Annotated in this window: 8 protein-coding genes and 3 rRNA genes; 7 read left to right on the top strand and 4 right to left on the bottom strand. The window is 47.3% G+C overall.

Annotated features, from left to right (window positions below; translation table 11 throughout):
* Nucleotides 1-52: 52 nt before the first annotated feature.
* The 5 genes from U4956_RS06800 (at nt 53) to rrf (ending at nt 9,517) form a co-directional block, all read left to right on the top strand.
* The gene (locus U4956_RS06800) at nt 53-2,794 is read left to right on the top strand and encodes a sensor histidine kinase KdpD (RefSeq protein ID WP_323089786.1); all 2,742 of its coding nucleotides are present in this window, start codon (nt 53-55) and stop codon (nt 2,792-2,794) included.
* A 182-nt stretch (nt 2,795-2,976) separates the two neighbouring features.
* Nucleotides 2,977-3,705 (top strand): response regulator transcription factor, encoded by a 729-nt coding sequence (locus tag U4956_RS06795; RefSeq protein ID WP_323089785.1) that lies wholly within the window; start codon nt 2,977-2,979, stop codon nt 3,703-3,705.
* A gap of 653 nt (nt 3,706-4,358) precedes the next feature.
* Nucleotides 4,359-5,887, top strand: a 16S ribosomal RNA gene (locus tag U4956_RS06790).
* A 355-nt stretch (nt 5,888-6,242) separates the two neighbouring features.
* A 23S ribosomal RNA gene (locus tag U4956_RS06785) occupies nt 6,243-9,122 on the top strand.
* A gap of 288 nt (nt 9,123-9,410) precedes the next feature.
* A 5S ribosomal RNA gene (gene rrf / locus U4956_RS06780) occupies nt 9,411-9,517 on the top strand.
* Together the 16S, 23S and 5S rRNA genes form the textbook arrangement of a ribosomal RNA operon.
* 83 nt (nt 9,518-9,600) lie before the next feature.
* Here the strand turns inward: rrf and U4956_RS06775 are convergent.
* The 4 genes from U4956_RS06775 to U4956_RS06760 form a co-directional block, all read right to left on the bottom strand.
* On the bottom strand, nt 9,601-10,524 hold the full coding sequence (locus tag U4956_RS06775; protein ID WP_323089784.1) for an aldo/keto reductase: 924 nt from the start codon (nt 10,522-10,524) through the stop codon (nt 9,601-9,603).
* A 270-nt stretch (nt 10,525-10,794) separates the two neighbouring features.
* Complete coding sequence (locus U4956_RS06770) at nt 10,795-11,721, bottom strand: BsuBI/PstI family type II restriction endonuclease (protein ID WP_323089783.1); 927 nt, start codon at nt 11,719-11,721, stop codon at nt 10,795-10,797.
* Nucleotides 11,718-13,211, bottom strand: coding sequence for an Eco57I restriction-modification methylase domain-containing protein (locus U4956_RS06765; RefSeq protein WP_323089782.1), 1,494 nt, complete (start codon nt 13,209-13,211; stop codon nt 11,718-11,720). The genes U4956_RS06770 and U4956_RS06765 overlap by 4 nt, the downstream gene beginning before the upstream one ends.
* Nucleotides 13,212-13,379: 168 nt before the next feature.
* Entirely contained in the window at nt 13,380-14,255 is an 876-nt protein-coding gene (locus U4956_RS06760; RefSeq protein WP_323089781.1) for a LysR family transcriptional regulator, read from the bottom strand.
* A 134-nt stretch (nt 14,256-14,389) separates the two neighbouring features.
* On the opposite strand from U4956_RS06760, the gene U4956_RS06755 reads away from it, so the two are divergent.
* Both U4956_RS06755 and U4956_RS06750 read left to right on the top strand, forming a co-directional pair.
* Nucleotides 14,390-15,241, top strand: a complete 852-nt coding sequence (locus tag U4956_RS06755) for an aldo/keto reductase (RefSeq protein WP_323089780.1) — start codon at nt 14,390-14,392, stop codon at nt 15,239-15,241.
* Between the two features lie 405 nt (nt 15,242-15,646).
* Entirely contained in the window at nt 15,647-17,185 is a 1,539-nt protein-coding gene (locus tag U4956_RS06750; RefSeq protein WP_323089779.1) for an MFS transporter, read from the top strand.
* The last annotated feature ends 402 nt before the right edge of the window (nt 17,186-17,587 follow it).

The raw sequence follows: 17,587 nt of genomic DNA, 5'->3' as shown, positions 1-17,587 counted from the left end.
ATAAAGATGAAAATCAAATGGAGATGAATGCAAGAAAGAAAGGCGAGTGCAGATGATGGAAACCAGACCTGAACAGTCTTATTCAAAAGAGATCAATCCGAATCTTCCAGAGAGCAGCGAGTCCAGTTTGCGACTCCCTCCAAATCCGGACTCTCACAGAGGAAAACTGAAAATCTTCTTTGGCTATGCGGCAGGAGTAGGCAAAACCTATTCGATGCTGGAAGCTGGCCATGAGCTGAAGAAAAAAGGAGTAGATGTCGTCATCGGCTATCTCGAGCCCCATGACCGCAAAGAAACGGCTGAACAAGCCAATGGCCTTGAACAGGTCCCGGCCCTGAATGTCGAATACAATTGTCTGCCGCTTCGAGAAATGGATCTGGATGGGGTGCTGGCCAGAAAACCGCAGCTGGCACTGGTCGATGAACTTGCGCATACCAATGCCAAAGGCCTGCGACACGCCAAACGCTATCAGGACATCAAAGAACTGCTTCGAAATGGCATTGATGTCTATACGACGGTCAATGTCCAGCATATTGAAAGTCTGCGCGAAGTCGTTGCGGCGATCACCGGCATTCAGGTTGCAGAACGGATTCCCGATGACGTCTTTGATCTGGCTGATCAGGTCGAACTGGTAGATATCGAACCCAAAGAACTGCTGGAACGCTTTGCGGAAGGCAAAGTATATGGCCAGAAACAGGCCGATCTGGCCAGGCAGAACTTTTTCACCCTGGATAATCTCAGCGCTTTGCGTGAAATTGCTTTGCGACGCTGTGCCGACCGGCTCAACCAAAGCCAGCCGCAGAGCAAAGCGGCGGACCACATTCTGGTCTGTCTGTCGTCTTCCCCAAGCAATGCAGGAATTATCCGGGCTGCAGCTCGCATGGCCCAGGCTTTTCATGGACGGTTTACTGCACTCTACATTCAGTCGCCCCAGTCCGATACGCTCGATTTGGACGATGCATCAAGACTGGAAGAAAATATGCGCCTGGCCAATCGGCTGGGAGCGAGGATTGAAACGGTTTTTGGGGATAACATCGCAAGGCAGATCGGCGAATTTGCCCGAGTCAGCCACGCCACCAAGATTGTCATCGGCCGTTCGGGGCGCAAAAGTGCGTTCCTGCATCCCTCTTCCCTGACCGATCAGCTTAGCGAATCAGCTCCCAATGCGGAAATCTTTATCATTCCGGATTCTGAAACAACCGCAACAAGACGCCCCGCAAAGAAATTCAGCCTCAAAATGGAAGAGGTGTCTCAGGGCCTGTTCTATGTATTTGTTCCCCTGATTGCGGCGACTCTAATTTGCTTTGCCCTGGAAAATCTTGGAATCTCTGAGGCCAACTTGTTTGTGATCTATATTTTTTCGATTCTGCTGACCGCAGTGTTTTCGAGAAATACAATCACGGCCGGACTCAATTCGATTCTTTCGGTTCTGGTTTTCCGTTACTTTTTTGCCTGGCCGTCCCATTCTCTGGACATGGTCGACCAGGGATATATTCTTTCCTTTATTCTGACCATTACGCTGTCGATTGCGATTGCCGATCTGGCCAGAAAAAATCACCGGCAGCAGACCTTCATGGCCAGAGCAGCGGCCAAAAGCGCACTGCTCTATGAGTCCGGCCAGAACATGCTTCAGTCCGATACCGATGAGCAGATCATTGGTCAGACGGTCAGGCAGCTTCACGATCTGACCGGAAAAGACATCGTGTTCTATCCTAATGAGCAGGGAAAACTGGGCAAGCCGATCTGCAGTGAACATCCGCAGACATTTGAAAACGGTAAAGAACAGGCCGTTGCTTTATGGGTTCTGAAAAACAACAAAAGGGCTGGTGCGACAACCGATACGCTTTTTGGAGCACGCTGTCTCTATCTTGCAGTCCGCCATAAGACCAGTGTCTATGGGGTGGCTGGAATTGATCTGAACAAAGGAAAACTGACTCCGGATGAAATGTCCATGATTCTTTCGATTCTTGGGCAGAGTGCGTTGTGCCTGGAAAACAATGAAAATGTGCGAATCAGTGAAGCCAATGCGCTCAAAAGCCAGCAGGAACAGCTGCAGATCGCCATGCTTCGATCAATTTCACATGATCTGCGCACACCGCTGACCACAATTTCTGCCAGTGCGGATATGCTTCTTGATCCCCAATGCAGTCCGGACAACCGCAGACAGCTGACCCGGACGATTTACGAAGATTCCATCTGGCTTCGCGACACCGTCGAAAATCTTCTGGCACTGACCAGACTGGAAGATGGAACGATTGACCTGCATAAGGAACTGGTGGATGTCGAAGAAGTGGCTGTCGAAGCTTTGCGTCATGTTCGTCCATCCTGTCATGGCGGTCCAGATTCAGATCGTGCGATTGCGCTGATCGAACCTGAAGAAGACGCATTTGTTCAGGCAGATGGCAAGCTTCTGGTCCAGCTTCTCGTTAATTTAATGGATAATGCTCTGAAATATACTCCGCCAGAAAGTGCAATTGAAGTCGAAATCAAAAGCGCTGGCGACAAAGTCCTGCTTGATGTCGCCGATCATGGCCCGGGCATTCCAAAAGCAGAAAAAGAGCACCTGTTTGAACCGTTTATGACCTCCCACAACAAGATTGTCGATAGTAAACGCTCTTTAGGCCTGGGGCTTTCTTTATGCAAAAGCATCGTGGACGTCCATGGCGGAACCATCGAGGTTCTGGACAACCACCCTGGAGCCAGATTTCGAATCACTCTGCCCAGAGTGGTCTTTTCACCCGACGATCTGAGTGAATTGACGAGTCTGCCTTCTGAAGAAGAGGAATCTGTCTGAATATCCCGCCAGGCTGGAGCAAATAGGAAAATTTCTGGATAAAAAGCCGGCGGATGGCGTCAAATCGAAAGAAACCGAACTGTTGCATGCAAACAGACGGAATGTCAAGTAAACAGGGCTACTTATAGATAGAGCTACTTATAGATAGAGCTACTTATAGATATAGAAAGATGAGGTGCGTGATGGAAGCAAAGTCAGACTCGAAAACTGCAGCGATGCACACCAAGCCGTTCATCCTGGTTGTTGAAGATGACCGTCAGATGGGTGGGTTGTACAGAACCCTGTTTGAAACGCAGGAATACCCCTATTCTCTGGTTCGAAATGGCAAAGAAGCCCTGATGGCTTTTCTGTCGGGAAAAATCGATATTGTTCTTCTTGATCTTGGCCTGCCGGATCTGGATGGCCAGCAGATTATTGAAAAGATTCGTTCGTTTTCTAACACTCCAATTCTTGTTGTCTCTGCCCGTGAAGAAGACAGGCAGAAAGTGGCAGCCCTGGATGCTGGAGCCGATGACTATTTAAGCAAACCTTTTTCAGTGGATGAACTGCTCGCCCGAATTCGGGTGATTGAACGAAGACTGAAAACACCAGGCGGACAGGCAACAGAAACTTCCTTTATCAACGGGCCGCTTAAGATCCTTTATGATGAACAGCGGGTTCTGCTCAATGACCGGTCTGTCCATCTGACGCCCATCGAATACAAACTGCTCGTTCTGCTTTCGAAAAACGTCGGAAAAGTGCTGACCCATAACTATATCGGACGTGAAGTCTGGGGCTATAGTATGGACGAAGACAATGGATCGCTGCGTGTCTATATGACGATGCTTCGTAAAAAACTGAACCATCAGCTGATTGAAACCAGCTTTGGCGTTGGCTATAAAATGAACCGGGTGGAGGACCTTGAAGAGTAATGGAGAAGGCCAGAACTCTTCAAGGTTTTTTACATTCTGAAACCTGTCCGGGAAAAATAAAATAAGAAGTGCCCTGATCGGGTATAGTTTTTCCAGCGAGGACAAATCTATACCCGATCGGGACCACACTTGATTTAATGAATGGTCAAAGAGAAAAGTACTTGACTTTTCAGGAACTCGCGAGGTATAAAAGAAAAGCTGTTTTTCGCTTGGAAGGACAGTATGGATGCCAGAGCAAAAATTGGAACCTGCCCAAAAGCAGAATTCCTGTAAAACTCTTGAATGTGAATTTATAAAATATTTTCACAAAAGTGCTTGACCCGGGATACTGCCCGGTGTTATAGTAATTGAGCGTTAAGAAACACGGCAACAAAGCCGCTGACCTGACGCAAATCATCTTTAGATATCGAAGAAATCATCGATTGTGAAATTCTTAAAAATATTTCACAAAAGATGTTGACTTCCTGTCTGGCAGATGATAAGATAAACAAGCCTTGTGAGGGAAGTTGATTCACTCGCAAACAGATGGCTCTTTGAAAACTCTGATTACAGACAATTCAATATTCGAAATTAACACGTCGATTCTTGAAACAACACTTAATACTTCAATAATCAATTCACGAAATATAAACGCAATAGCGTTGAGTCAATATCAAATGGAGAGTTTGATCCTGGCTCAGGATGAACGCTGGCGGCATGCCTAATACATGCAAGTCGAACGGAACACTTTTGTGTTCAGTGGCGAACGGGTGAGTAACACGTAGATAACCTGCCCATATCCGGGGGATACGCTTTGGAAACGAAGTCTAAAACCCCATAGGAAAACAGAAGGCATCTTCTGTTTTTGAAACAGGCCCTAAAGCCTGGGAGATGAATGGATCTGCGGTGCATTAGTTAGTTGGCAGGGTAAAAGCCTACCAAGACGATGATGCATAGCCGGCCTGAGAGGGCGATCGGCCACACTGGGACTGAGACACGGCCCAGACTCCTGCGGGAGGCAGCAGTAGGGAATTTTCGTCAATGGGCGCAAGCCTGAACGAGCAATGCCGCGTGAGTGAGGAAGGTCTTCGGATCGTAAAGCTCTGTTGCAGGTCAGAAAAGAAGGAAAGAGGAAATGCTTTTCTTTTGATAGTAACCTGCCAGAAAGTCACGGCTAACTACGTGCCAGCAGCCGCGGTAATACGTAGGTGGCAAGCGTTATCCGGAATGATTGGGCGTAAAGGGTGCGCAGGCGGCGTGGCAAGTCTGAAGTGAAAGGTACGGGCTCAACCTGTACAGGCTTTGGAAACTGCCGCGCTCGAGGACAGGAGAGGGCGGTGGAACTCCATGTGTAGCGGTAAAATGCGTAGATATATGGAAGAACACCAGTGGCGAAGGCGGCCGCCTGGACTGTTACTGACGCTCAGGCACGAAAGCGTGGGGAGCAAATAGGATTAGATACCCTAGTAGTCCACGCCCTAAACGATGAGGAGCAGGTGTCGGGGGTAATGCCCCGGTGCCGAAGCTAACGCAATGACTCCTCCGCCTGGGGAGTATGCACGCAAGTGTGAAACTCAAAGGAATTGACGGGGGCCCGCACAAGCGGTGGAGTATGTGGTTTAATTCGAAGCAACGCGAAGAACCTTACCAGGCCTTGACATGGGATGCGAAGACTTAGAGATAAGTTGGAGGTTACCATCCACACAGGTGGTGCATGGTTGTCGTCAGCTCGTGTCGTGAGATGTTCAGTTAAGTCTGGCAACGAGCGCAACCCTCGTGATCTGTTACTACCAGTAAGATGAGGACTCAGATCAGACTGCCGGTGACAAACCGGAGGAAGGCGGGGATGACGTCAAATCATCATGCCCCTTATGGCCTGGGCTACACACGTACTACAATGGCGCCTACAGACGGAAGCGAAGCTGTGAAGTGGAGCGAACCCGAGAAAAGGCGTCCCAGTTCGGATTGAAGTCTGCAACCCGACTTCATGAAGTTGGAATCGCTAGTAATCGCGGATCAGCATGCCGCGGTGAATACGTTCCCGGGCCTTGTACACACCGCCCGTCAAACCATGGAAGCCGGCAACGCCCGAAGCCGATGGCATAACCTGAAAAGGAGTGAGTCGTCGAAGGCGGGGCCGATGACTGGGGTTAAGTCGTAACAAGGTATCCCTACGGGAACGTGGGGATGGATCACCTCCTTTCTAAGGAGAAAGTACAAGGAAGCATTAAGTAACTAAGTTTGGAGTCTGTAACAGAGTTTTGGAAGAGCGATCTTCCAGGCTGGAATTCATCTTCTTCTCGAAGAACAAAGTTCAAAAGAGAAGTACAGAAGAAACAGTCTAAACCATGGATCTTTGAAAAACGAACATCAGTATAAGACATAACAGAAGGTCTGACGTAAGTTGTAAGTAACAACGTTACGAAAGTAACCGACTGAAAAGAGAGAAGAAATTCAATCTTTGAAGTCACAAGATTTACCAAGTCAGAAAACAGTTAACAGTTCTTATTAGAAAAATCTCGAAAAAGCATAGTTAAAAACAAGCATATTTGAAACTAGATCAAGCAAGGAAGGGCGTACGGAGGATGCCTTGCCACTCTTGAATGATGAAGGACGCATCAGACTGCGAAAAGCTGCGGGGAGCTGTCAGGAAAGCGACGATCCGCAGGTATCCGAATGGGGGAACCCGGCTGGAGTCATATCCAGTCATCCATGTCTTAGATATGGAGAGCAACCCGGTGAACTGAAACATCTAAGTAGCCGGAGGAAAAGAAAACAACAGTGATTTCCCGAGTAGCGGCGAGCGAAAGGGAATTAGCCCAAACCATAGCGATATGGGGTTGTAGGAGCGCACCAGACAAAACGCGAGTGAACAGGAACGTGATGGAAAGCACGGACACAGAAGGTGAAATCCCTGTACTGGAAAGCAAGCCAAGTAGTCAGCGAGATCCTGAGTACGACGGGACACGTGAAATCCTGTCGGAAGCAGGCGGGACCATCCGCCAAGGCTGAATAAGTAAGAGTGAGCGACAGTGAAGAAGTACCGTGAGGGAAAGGTGAAAAGAACCGCGCAAGCGGAGTGAAAGAGAACCTGAAACCGTATGCCTGCAAGAAGTCAGAGCCCGTCAAAGGGTGATGGCGTGCCTTTTGTAGAATGAACCGGCGAGCTGCTTTTGGATGCAAGGTTAAGCAGGAAAATGCGAAGCCGAAGCGAAAGCGAGTCTTAACAGGGCGAATGAAGTAGCCAGGAGCAGACCCGAAACCGGGTGATCTAGCCATGGGCAGGTTGAAGCAGAGGTGAAACTTTGTGGAGGACCGAACCGACCATCGTTGAAAAGCTGGCGGATGACCTGTGGCTGGCGGAGAAATTCCAATCGAACCCGGAGATAGCTGGTTCTCCCCGAAATAGCTTTAGGGCTAGCGTTAACGCAAGCCTGCGGAGGTAGAGCACTGAATTCATGATGGCCCCATCCCGGGGTACTGAATGGAATCAAACTTCGAATGCCGCAAGGAGAAAAGTTGGCAGTCAGAGTGTGGGTGATAAGGTCCATGCTCAAGAGGGAAACAGCCCAGACCGCCGGCTAAGGCCCCAAAATGATGACTCAGTGGAAAAGGATGTGGGGACGCACGGACAACTAGGAGGTTGGCTCAGAAGCAGCCACCCTTTAAAGAGTGCGTAACAGCTCACTAGTCGAGTGGCCCTGCGCCGAAAATGTACCGGGGCTAAGTCATCTGCCGAAGCCGCGGATAAGGATTGAAAGATTTTTATGGTAGGGGAGCGTTGCATGTTCATGGAAGCAGAATCGTGAGAGTCTGTGGAGGACATGGAAGTGAGAATGCCGGTGTGAGTAGCGAGATGCAGGTGAGAATCCTGCACACCGAAAGCCCAAGGATTCCAGGGGAAGGTTCGTCCGCCCTGGGTCAGTCGGGACCTAATGATAAGCCGACAGGCGAAGCAGATGGAAAGCAGGCGAAGATTCCTGCACCCGCAATAAAGGCGATGGAGTGACAAAGACGGGAAGTGTGACCCTCTTAATGGATTGAGGGCCAAGCGCGGCAGTACGGATCCAGGCAAATCCGGATCAATGCGTACAGAGCGTGAAGGGTAAGCGAAATCGAAAGAAAGTAGCCAAGCACATGGAGCGGCTTTCAAGAAAAGCTTCTAGCTAAACTTTATTGCGGCCCGTACCAAAACCGACACAGGTGGGCGCGCTGAGCAAGCGAAGGTGAGCGAGAGAACTGTTGCCAAGGAACTCGGCAAAATTGCCCCGTACGTTCGCAAGAAGGGGCGCTCGAGAGAGCCGCAGTGAAAAGGCCCAAGCGACTGTTTAACTAAAACACAGCTCTATGCAAAGCCGCAAGGCGAAGTATATGGGGTGACACCTGCCCGGTGCTGGAAGGTTAAGGGGATCTGTTATCCGCAAGGAGAAGCAGTGGTCCGAAGCCCCAGTGAACGGCGGCCGTAACTATAACGGTCCTAAGGTAGCGAAATTCCTTGTCAGGTAAGTTCTGACCCGCACGAAAGGTGAAACGATTTGGGCGCTGTCTCGGCAGCAGACTCGGTGAAATCTTAGTACCTGTGAAAATGCAGGTTACCCGCAACTAGACGGAAAGACCCCATGGAGCTTTACTGCAGCCTGGTATTGGGTTTTGGATGGTCATGTACAGGATAGGTGGGAGGCTATGAAGAAGGAACGCCAGTTTCTTTGGAGCCGCCGTTGGGATACCGCCCCTGATGATTTGAAGCCCTAACGTGAAGAGAGAATCTTACAGACAGTGCCAGGCGGGCAGTTTGACTGGGGCGGTCGCCTCCTAAAGAGTAACGGAGGCGCCCAAAGGTGCGTTCAGTCTGGATGGAAACCAGACAGAGAGTGTAAATGCAAAAGCGCGCCTGACTGCGACACCAACAAGTGGAGCAGGGACGAAAGTCGGGATTAGTGATCCGGCGGTGCCGAATGGAAGGGCCGTCGCTCAACGGATAAAAGCTACCCTGGGGATAACAGGCTGATCCCGCCCAAGAGTTCACATCGACGGCGGGGTTTGGCACCTCGATGTCGGCTCATCGCATCCTGGAGCTGGATTCGGTTCCAAGGGTTGGGCTGTCCGCCCATTAAAGCGGTACGCGAGCTGGGTTCAGAACGTCGTGAGACAGTTCGGTCCCTATCTGTTGTGGGCGCAGGAGATCTGAGGGGAGCTGTCCTCAGTACGAGAGGACCGGGATGGACCTGCCAATGGTGCATCGGTTGTCACGCCAGTGGCACAGCCGGGCAGCCAAGCAGGGAATGGATAAGCGCTGAAAGCATCTAAGTGCGAAGCCAGCCCCAAGATAAGATCTGCGGTAGATAAGACCCCTTGAAGACTACAAGGAAATAGGCTGGGTATGGAAGTTACGTGAGTAATGAAGTTGGCCAGTACTAATCGGTCGAAAGCTTAATCTAAGATAACGAGAGCGCCTGTTGGAAGTGATGAAGAATGAAGAAGATGGAACCAGAGTCAAAGACGCAAGTTAAAGACAATGATTCCAGAATCATTCAAAATCACAGACAGGCGGTAATAAGAAGTAAACGATCAGAAATGATCAGATCATAACTGTAACCAAAGTTATGTTGAAGCTGGTGTTTGTTTTTGAAAGATTCATGTGAATCCAACCCGCGGTATTCGCAAGAATACTGAAATCGAATCTGTCATTGAATAATCATCCAAGGATGCGCTGATTCAATGCAAAGTATGGTGACGATAGCCAATGGGTCACACCCGTTCCCATCTCGAACACGGCCGTTAAGCCATTGAACGCCGACGATAGTGTAAAAGCAAAAATAGGAAGTCGCCAGACAAACGAAAATCCCTGAAGGATAAAGGAGAAATCCGATATTCTTCAGGGATTTTTTTATCTGAACAGAAAAAAGCGGTCGGTGCTTAGGGCAGGCGATGGCCGGCGGCCATATACAGGCGATACCATTCAGAGCGATCGAGATGGAGATTCATGCCGGCGATGATTTCTTTCATCCGGCTGATCTTGGTCGTACCGGCAATCAGCTGAATGCTTGCCGGATAACGGAAGATCCAGGCAGCGGCAATGGCGGTTGGAGTGACATTGTATTTGGCGGCCAGTTCATCCAGGACGTCATTGAGTTCTGGAAATTTTTCGCGGTTGCCAATAAAGACGCCTTCCCAGTCGCCATACTGGAAAGGCGACCAGGTCTGAATACTCATGTCATGCAGACGCAGGTATTCCAGAACAGAGCCATCGCGCATGACGGCGCCATCGGTAGGCATATTTACTTCAAAGCCTTCGCTGATCATCCAGCTGTTGACGATGGAAAACTGCAGCTGGTCAACAAGTAAGGGCTGGTGAACGTATTTCTGAAGGAGTTCAATCTGCATCGGGTTAAAGTTGGAAACACCGAAGTGACGAACTTTTTTGGATTCATAGAGTTCGTCAAACGCTTCAGCAACTTCTTTTGGATCCATCAGAGCGTCTGGGCGATGTAAAAGCAGGACGTCAAGGTAGGTGGCATTGAGGCGTTCGAGAATACCGTCCACACTTTTGAGAATGTAGTCTTTGTCAAAGTCATACATGACACCCGGAACAATTCCGCATTTGCTTTGAAGAAGAATATCTTCACGATTGCGGCCAGTTTTGGCAAATGCCTTCGCAAACATGGTCTCGCAGGATCCTCCCCCATAAATATCAGCATGATCGAAGAAGTTGAGACCATTGTCGATGCACCAGTTGATCCATTCAACCTGCTGGTCTTCATTGAGTTCGTCAAGCCGCATGCAGCCAACCGCAATGCGTGGCACATTGAGATTGCTTGTTCCTAATTCCATAGTTTTCATTGTTAGATTTCCTTTCTGAAAGTGACCTGAAGCCGGGATCAGATCAATGAAATCAGTGGGACGGATCTGGCTTTCAGGAATACTTTTCTTTAATGATAAAGGACATAAGCGCAAGTGGTAAATTGATTTTTGAACTGTTTACCAACTTTGTATATGGGCAACTTCGAAGAGTTGAGACTAGGAATGAAGTTTTTCTACAATCCATTTTGATGACTGAATTTTGAAAGAATCAAATTCAATGGAATGTAAACATAAGCAATTCGGAAAAGCTCACTCGAAATGTCTTGGCCCCAAAAATTTGTCTCCATTCATATGAATCATATGGTCTGGATTATCAGCCAGCCAAATCTCTGTCTCCCAGGCAATAGAATCGATGAATTTCTTATAAGTTTTAAAGTCAGGAAAAGCAGTAACATAGATTTTTCCTGCGGTACTTTTGAAAGCTAAACCATTTACTTCTTGAATCCGTTGTGGACTCATCGGTCCAGTGGAGGTCACACACTCGATAAAATAGAGCCACTCATGATCTGGTTGATAAAGAATGATGTCTGGTAATTTCTCGTGATAACCAAGTTCTAATCCTAAAGTTTCCATCCAGGTGTTTTCCCGGACAAGATTCTTGTTCTCTGTATCTCCGACATAGAGAACAAGAGAACCAGGAGCAAACCGAGGAAGAAATTCTTCGATAACTGCTTTCTGTAGTTCGTTGTGCTTGCCTGGTGAGAATTCTAGATCTTGACCATTAACACTAAAAGCAATCTTTTTTCTCTTCTTTTGAGAGGAATAGAGTTGGATAAGGGATTTATGCTTACTTTTAAACTCTGCAAGTTTGTCTGACCATGACGGAGTGTCATAAAAACAAAGTAAGTCCTTCATCTCATTTGTTAGTCTATAGGCATATTTACCACTGTTTGTGGCCACTCCATTATCTTCTATAAATGCTGCGTTGCGAAAGTGATGAAGTGCTTGCTTACGGAATGTTTCCCGGCTGTTTTCCGCATATTTTTCTCCATACTTCTCATTGGTAAAGACTAAGATGTCGTGAATTCTCAACCATGGATTCTCTGCACTTTGCCAGGAGGTCTCTTTATCTACATTGGCCAAGGCCAATAAGGTGATCTGGCAAATCTTAGACTGTTGCTTTTCAGAGACTTCCAGTTGACAAAGGATATCTTTGGCTTGTTCAAGATGGTTCATAAAATTTCCTCCAGAATTTGATTGCAGCTGGATTCTGATAAATCATTTTTGGTGATCAATCTGGCACCTAAATGCCTGATTGTCTCCAGGGATGGCACAGGCATATTGTTTATCTCGGTAGAGTTAACTTGCGTACTGCCATTCAGGATTCGGTAATACTGATCATAGAGAGTCGAGTTGAATAAAACATACAACCCAAATACAGTCTTCTTATCTAATGGCTTGTTTCCCGTGATGAAATTGATTTTATTCTGGGTGCTGATGAATTCATAATCAGGAAAGGAATCAGCCAGATAGACGGAACTCTGGAGTCTTCGCTTTTCTTCTTTCGCGGTAAAGCGCTTGACAAACAGGTAATTTGTATTTGGCTGAAGCAATCCCTTTTTTCCTGTTTCCAGCCATTCCCCTTCTTTGCCAATTGGATGCTCTACTCGGCCGTCTTTAAGATGATGACTGTAAAAGAGCGGCACAGTATTTTCATTGGCGTTATTTCGCAAATCTTCGCGGACGCGAAAATCCACTGTCAGTCCTGTTTTCATCTTTAGACCAATATCAGGAAGGGTCTGCTTAAACTGGCTCAGCTTGTGCAAGATTTCTGCCTCTTTGGGATTGGTCACTAGATAAAAGTAATTGTCTGGTCCAAAGATCACTGTATTGCAGGAAGCTTGAAAAGTGGTGAGAGTATCAAAATCGGCGTTACTTTCAGTGGTTGTCATGGTAATCTTAGGGGCTTGTTTTGCTTTGCGAAGTTTTACAATTATTGTTTCTTGTAAAACGGAGTCTTTGTCAAAGACCTTGCTTCGGGAAACAAACAGATGTAAATGTTCCACAGATCCAGAATGAACCAGATAGTTTCTAAAAGAGCGGAAATATAATCCAGATGTCCATGATCGAGGAATGATGACGCTCATCTGTCCATCGGGTTCAAGATTGAACAGTGCAATTGCGGTAAAGATAAAGTAGAGGTTTGGAGCGCCTTTACAAATGGAAGGCACTGCTAAAGCCTGTGGATCGTCTTTTGCAATTTTTCGGTATGGCGGATTCACAATAGCCAGATTGTATTTTTTGGATTCTTGCTGAAGGCTATCCAAAAGCGTGCCCTCAAAGGAATCTGCCTGCTCAAGAATGTAATTTCTGTTCAAAATAGTGAATCGAAGCGAAAAGGAAGCCTCACTTTGAATCATTTGGAGATTCTCCTCGAGAACAGGCAATACAAGCTCATCGGTCTCGTAGCAAGTCAGCTCCACTTCACCTTTAAATCCACAATTCTCGATTTGTTCCAGTAAAGCAGCAGATAAAATTCCGGTTCCTGAACCAGGATCAAGAATTGTAATTGGACCTTGCTTTGGAATTTCGAGCAGGGAGGCCATGAAGCGAGCGGTCTGTTGGCCAGTGAAAAACTGTCCATAGGATTTTCTGACTTCTTTAGGACGATTCCTGATGAATAGATCTGTTTTTTTGACGGCTCTGTCCAACCATGTTATTTCCACTTCCATCCCTTCTTTCTAAGCTGACATTTTCTATATTTTATTTTCGGTATTTTATTAGTTTATTCGCTTTCCGGATAGATTCCAGAATAGAATCCATGAATTATTCATTCCTATCTGTAATCGTCATATCTTGACTATCACTAGAGATAGGAATGTATTTTTCAATCTCTAGGATTCAAATGGCTGGTCAACTCTGAAAAAGTCAAAGAGTTCTTTGTCCTGCTTATTCTGGCAGATATTCTGAATCAGATGACGGGCCTGAATGTTGTCTTTGAGGCAGACCAGATAGAAATCCATCTGCATTCCTTCTAATGGACGGGCCGTCACTGTTGGGTTGGTATCCACAAAGGACTGGGAAATGAAGTAAGGAAAAGCGCCCAGAATCGCAGCACTTGTAAAAGTCGGTCGGTTGTCGATGGAAAGAAAATGCGTGTTGGGCAGTTTTTCCTGGACCAGGCGGTTCCAGCAGCCGATTTTTTTGTAAAGAAGCAGATTCTGACCAGCGAGGTCTTTCAACAAAATTTTCTCTTTGGCAGCCAGCGGATGATTTTGGGGAACGGCCAGATCCAGGGTTTCTGTGGTCAGGTAGTGGCCATACAAATCTGGATTGTCGACAGGGTTTCCGAGAATGACCAGAAAATCCTGGCCGCTTTTCAGATCTTCAAGCAATTCTTCAGGATCATCTTTTAAAACAAAATGCGCTCTGGATCCAAACTGGTGGCGGATGGTCTTTTCGAGCTGCCATTCGGGAAGCGGGGCACAGGTTCCGATCTGAATGGTCTGCAGGGTTCGAATCTGGTCTTCCAGCTGCTGGGCCTTTTCGAGAAGCGCTCTGGCTTCTTTGGCGGCTTGCAGACCTGTTTCGTTGAGAACAACACGATTTCGGTGGGCACGAATGCATAAGGGGACGCCAAGTTCGCTTTCCAGCCGGCGTAAAGACTGGGAGATGGCGGGCTGAGAAATATGGAGAAAATCAGCGGCTTTTTGCAGGGTGCCTTCCTGATCAAAAGCCACCAGAACTTCCCATAATCGAAGGTCAATCATAGATTCAGTATAAGCTATTCTTATAGGTGCTTAAAGAATAGGTATTATCTTTTCTTCTTGTCGAGTTTTATCCTTAAGTCAGTCAAAGATAGACGACATCAAGAGACAAAGTTCAAGTCAAGGAGGATAAGTCGATGGAATATGTCACATTAAACAATGGTGTAAAAATGCCAATGGAAGGCTTTGGGGTTTTCCAGGTTCCAGATCCTACACAATGCGAACAGGCCGTGATCGATGCTTTAGAGGCAGGCTATCGCCTGATCGATACGGCTGCTGCCTACATGAATGAAGAAGCTGTTGGCCGCGCAATCAAGAAAAGTGGTGTTGATCGTAAAGACATCTTCTTAACGACCAAACTGTGGGTGCAGGATGCCAGCTATGAAGGCGCAAAAAAGGCCATCCAGACCAGTCTGAAAAAACTCGATACTGACTATATTGATCTGCTTTTGATTCACCAGCCAATGGGTGATATTTATGGCGCCTGGCGGGCAATGGAGGAGGCTTATCATGCCGGAATTCTGAAAGCAATCGGTGTTTCGAACTTCTATCCAGCGCGTTTAGCTGATTTTTGTTTAACGGTTGATGTTCAGCCAGTTGTTGACCAGGTCGAACTCCATCCATTCTTTCAGCAGCCGCAAGCTCTGGAAACGATGAAGAAATATCATGTTCAGCCAGAAGCATGGGGACCATTTGCGGAAGGCAAATTTGGAATCTTCGCCAATCCCGTTCTGACTAAGATCGCCCAGTCCCATAACAAGAGTGTAGGCCAGGTCATCTTACGCTGGAACATCCAGCGCGGGGTTGTGGTTATTCCAAAATCTGTTCATAAAGAAAGAATCATCGAAAACTTTAATATCTGGGATTTTGAACTGACTCCAGAAGAAATGAAGGAAATCGCTTCTCTGGATCTGGGCAAAAGCAATATTGTGGACCATGACTCGCCAGAGTTTGCGGAAATGCTCCATGGCCTGAAAGTTCACGACTAAACAAGAGTCTGGAAATCTTTTTTCTCATTCCACTGAAACTTAAACATCCATCTCAATACAAGCGGCATCGATTCTCGAAAAAATCGATGCCGCTTTTGTTATGGACCATTTGGGAATCCTGAAAGTCTGTATTCCAGGAGTGTCTTGAAAAGAGCGGTCAAAACGGGATGTTTTCTGCCGTTGCAACTGAAAATTGCGATTTGCTCTCGAAGAAAAGACGGTTTTGCGAAGATGGAGCGCCTGAAAGTTGTCAGATTTCAAGCTGACAGTTGGTGGCACGCTATTCTGTGACTCTTTATCCTAGGCCCATCAAGGGAGCAGGGCACGCCATGTCGGCAGTGCATACCTTGGAAATACTGAAAATGGACCGGATTTGTAGATCCGGACAGGGGAAAGGAGATCAGTATGAAATTTGCACCAGACAAAACCGCCAAACGCTTTGGCCAGAAACTGAAAAGGCAACGATCACAGGATCAAAAACAAGAACCACAAGCCGTAGAAAACAAAAGGAAAATCACCAGCCAGAACCAGCGGCTATTTTTGCTGCTGTGGACAGGAGAGATGATTTCCTCCATTGGCAGCGGTATGACCAGTTTTGGTCTGTCGGTTTATATTTTCCAGAAGACAGGCAGTGCCAATGCAACCGCAATGGTTGCCCTGGCCGCCTTTGCTCCATCTTTGTTTTGTTCCTTGATTGCCGGATGGCTGGCCGATCGTCATGACCGACGGCTTTTGATGATGCTTGGAGATGGCCTTTCGGCACTGGGAATTGTGTATATCTGGTTTTGCCTGCGACAGGGTGGGGCCAGCCTGATCCAGATCTGTCTTGGCCTGTTTGTCAGTGCATTGTTTTCGGCACTGCTGGAACCCGCCTTCCGGGCAACCATTACGGATTTGCTTACTCCAGAAGAATATACCAGAGCCAGTGGCCTGTTTTCTCTGGCCGGGGCTGCGCGTTATCTGATTTCCCCAATGATTGCCGGATGGCTGCTGGTTCATGGTGGAATTGAGACTATATTGGGATTTGATGCGCTGACTTTTTTTCCGACGGTGTTCTGTGCAGGAATGATCCGTAAAAAAGGGAAAAAAGGAATGGATCGGAATTTCGATGCTGGTTCAGCGCCTGCTTTTGATGTGGCTTGCGATGTTGGCTCAGAACATGTCTGTGGTGTTGATTCAGACCTTGCCTGTGATGCGGATTCCAGTGTTGGTTCAAATCATGTCCGGGAGGCTGCTTCGGGTGTTGGCGCAGACTTTGCCTCAGATTCATCTTTGAGAACGAGTATTCTGAAGGATCTCAAAGAAATCAGAAAACCGCTTCAAAAAAATCCGGGACTCGCATATCTGCTTGGCCTGCTTGCGGGACTGACTTTCTTTATCGGTATCGTCCAGGTGCTTTGCCAGCCGTTTATTCTTGATCAGGCCTCTTCTTCCACGCTGGCGTGGGTCGAAACAGTCAGTGGAATGGGAATGCTGGCAGGAAGTTTATATCTGGGGGTTCGCGGCCTCCATTCTCATTACATCGCTGTTTTGTGTGGATCTGTGTTTCTGGCTGGCCTTGCCATGTGTGGGTTTGGCCTCAGTTCAGGCGGATTCTTGGCTGTAATGAGTTTTCTGTTCTTTGTCTGTTTTCCTTTTGCCAATACGGCGCTTGATTTTCTTATCCGCTCCCACATTGAAGACAGACTGCAGGGGCGAATCTGGGGCGTTGTACTCTTTATTTCTCAGCTTGGTTATGTTCTGGCGTATGGATTGGGCGGCCTTCTGGCTGATTGTCTTGCCAGAATGCTTCATTGTTCAGTGGGACAGGGATCTGGTTTTCTGATTGCGATCAGCGGTCTTCTGTGCAGTCTTTTGGCCGCTGCCCTCTACCAGATCCCCTCAATTCGTGTTTTGGATCAAAAGGATCCTGTTCGAATTCTGGATAAAAAGAATCCTGTGTGATCGCAAAGAGGATTCTGCCGGGTATGAAACTGTCTAAATCCAAGGAGAATGCGGGCCAAAAAGCGAAAAAAGATGTCTGCTTCCATCCATTTATGCTCTGGACCTTGCGCTCGGGAACGGATTCATCTGAATGATTGGCTGGATTTTATTTGAAAGAAGCCGGAAATGAGAAAAAGAAGTCGATTGAAATGGGAGATCCAGATAGAATTCATTCAAAATTCAGCCAAAAACAATGCTTAAAAGCCATATTTCGGCCAAATATCTGAACGATCAGGGGAAAGTCAGAAATTTAAGCAGGGGAAAACAGGGAAGTTGATTTTGAATGAAGACAACTGTTGCCAGTTTTTTTGTGGAGTTGCAACCGATAGTTGTCACATTTCAAGCTGGCAGTTGGTTGCGGGC

It is taken from the genome of Allobaculum sp. JKK-2023 (assembly GCF_034745455.1).
Lineage (GTDB): Bacteria > Bacillota_I > Bacilli_A > Erysipelotrichales > Erysipelotrichaceae > Allobaculum.
Note: the sequence above shows the minus strand (reverse complement) of the source record. Positions and strands in the feature narration are given on the sequence as shown.

Coding starts and splice junctions, on each gene's coding strand:
- U4956_RS06760 (WP_323089781.1), bottom strand. CDS start 14,255: ATGATTGACCTTCGATTATGGGAAGTTCTGGTGGCTTTTGATCAGGAA.
- U4956_RS06755 (WP_323089780.1), top strand. CDS start 14,390: ATGGAATATGTCACATTAAACAATGGTGTAAAAATGCCAATGGAAGGC.
- U4956_RS06770 (WP_323089783.1), bottom strand. CDS start 11,721: ATGAACCATCTTGAACAAGCCAAAGATATCCTTTGTCAACTGGAAGTC.
- U4956_RS06795 (WP_323089785.1), top strand. CDS start 2,977: ATGGAAGCAAAGTCAGACTCGAAAACTGCAGCGATGCACACCAAGCCG.
- U4956_RS06750 (WP_323089779.1), top strand. CDS start 15,647: ATGAAATTTGCACCAGACAAAACCGCCAAACGCTTTGGCCAGAAACTG.
- U4956_RS06775 (WP_323089784.1), bottom strand. CDS start 10,524: ATGAAAACTATGGAATTAGGAACAAGCAATCTCAATGTGCCACGCATT.
- U4956_RS06800 (WP_323089786.1), top strand. CDS start 53: ATGATGGAAACCAGACCTGAACAGTCTTATTCAAAAGAGATCAATCCG.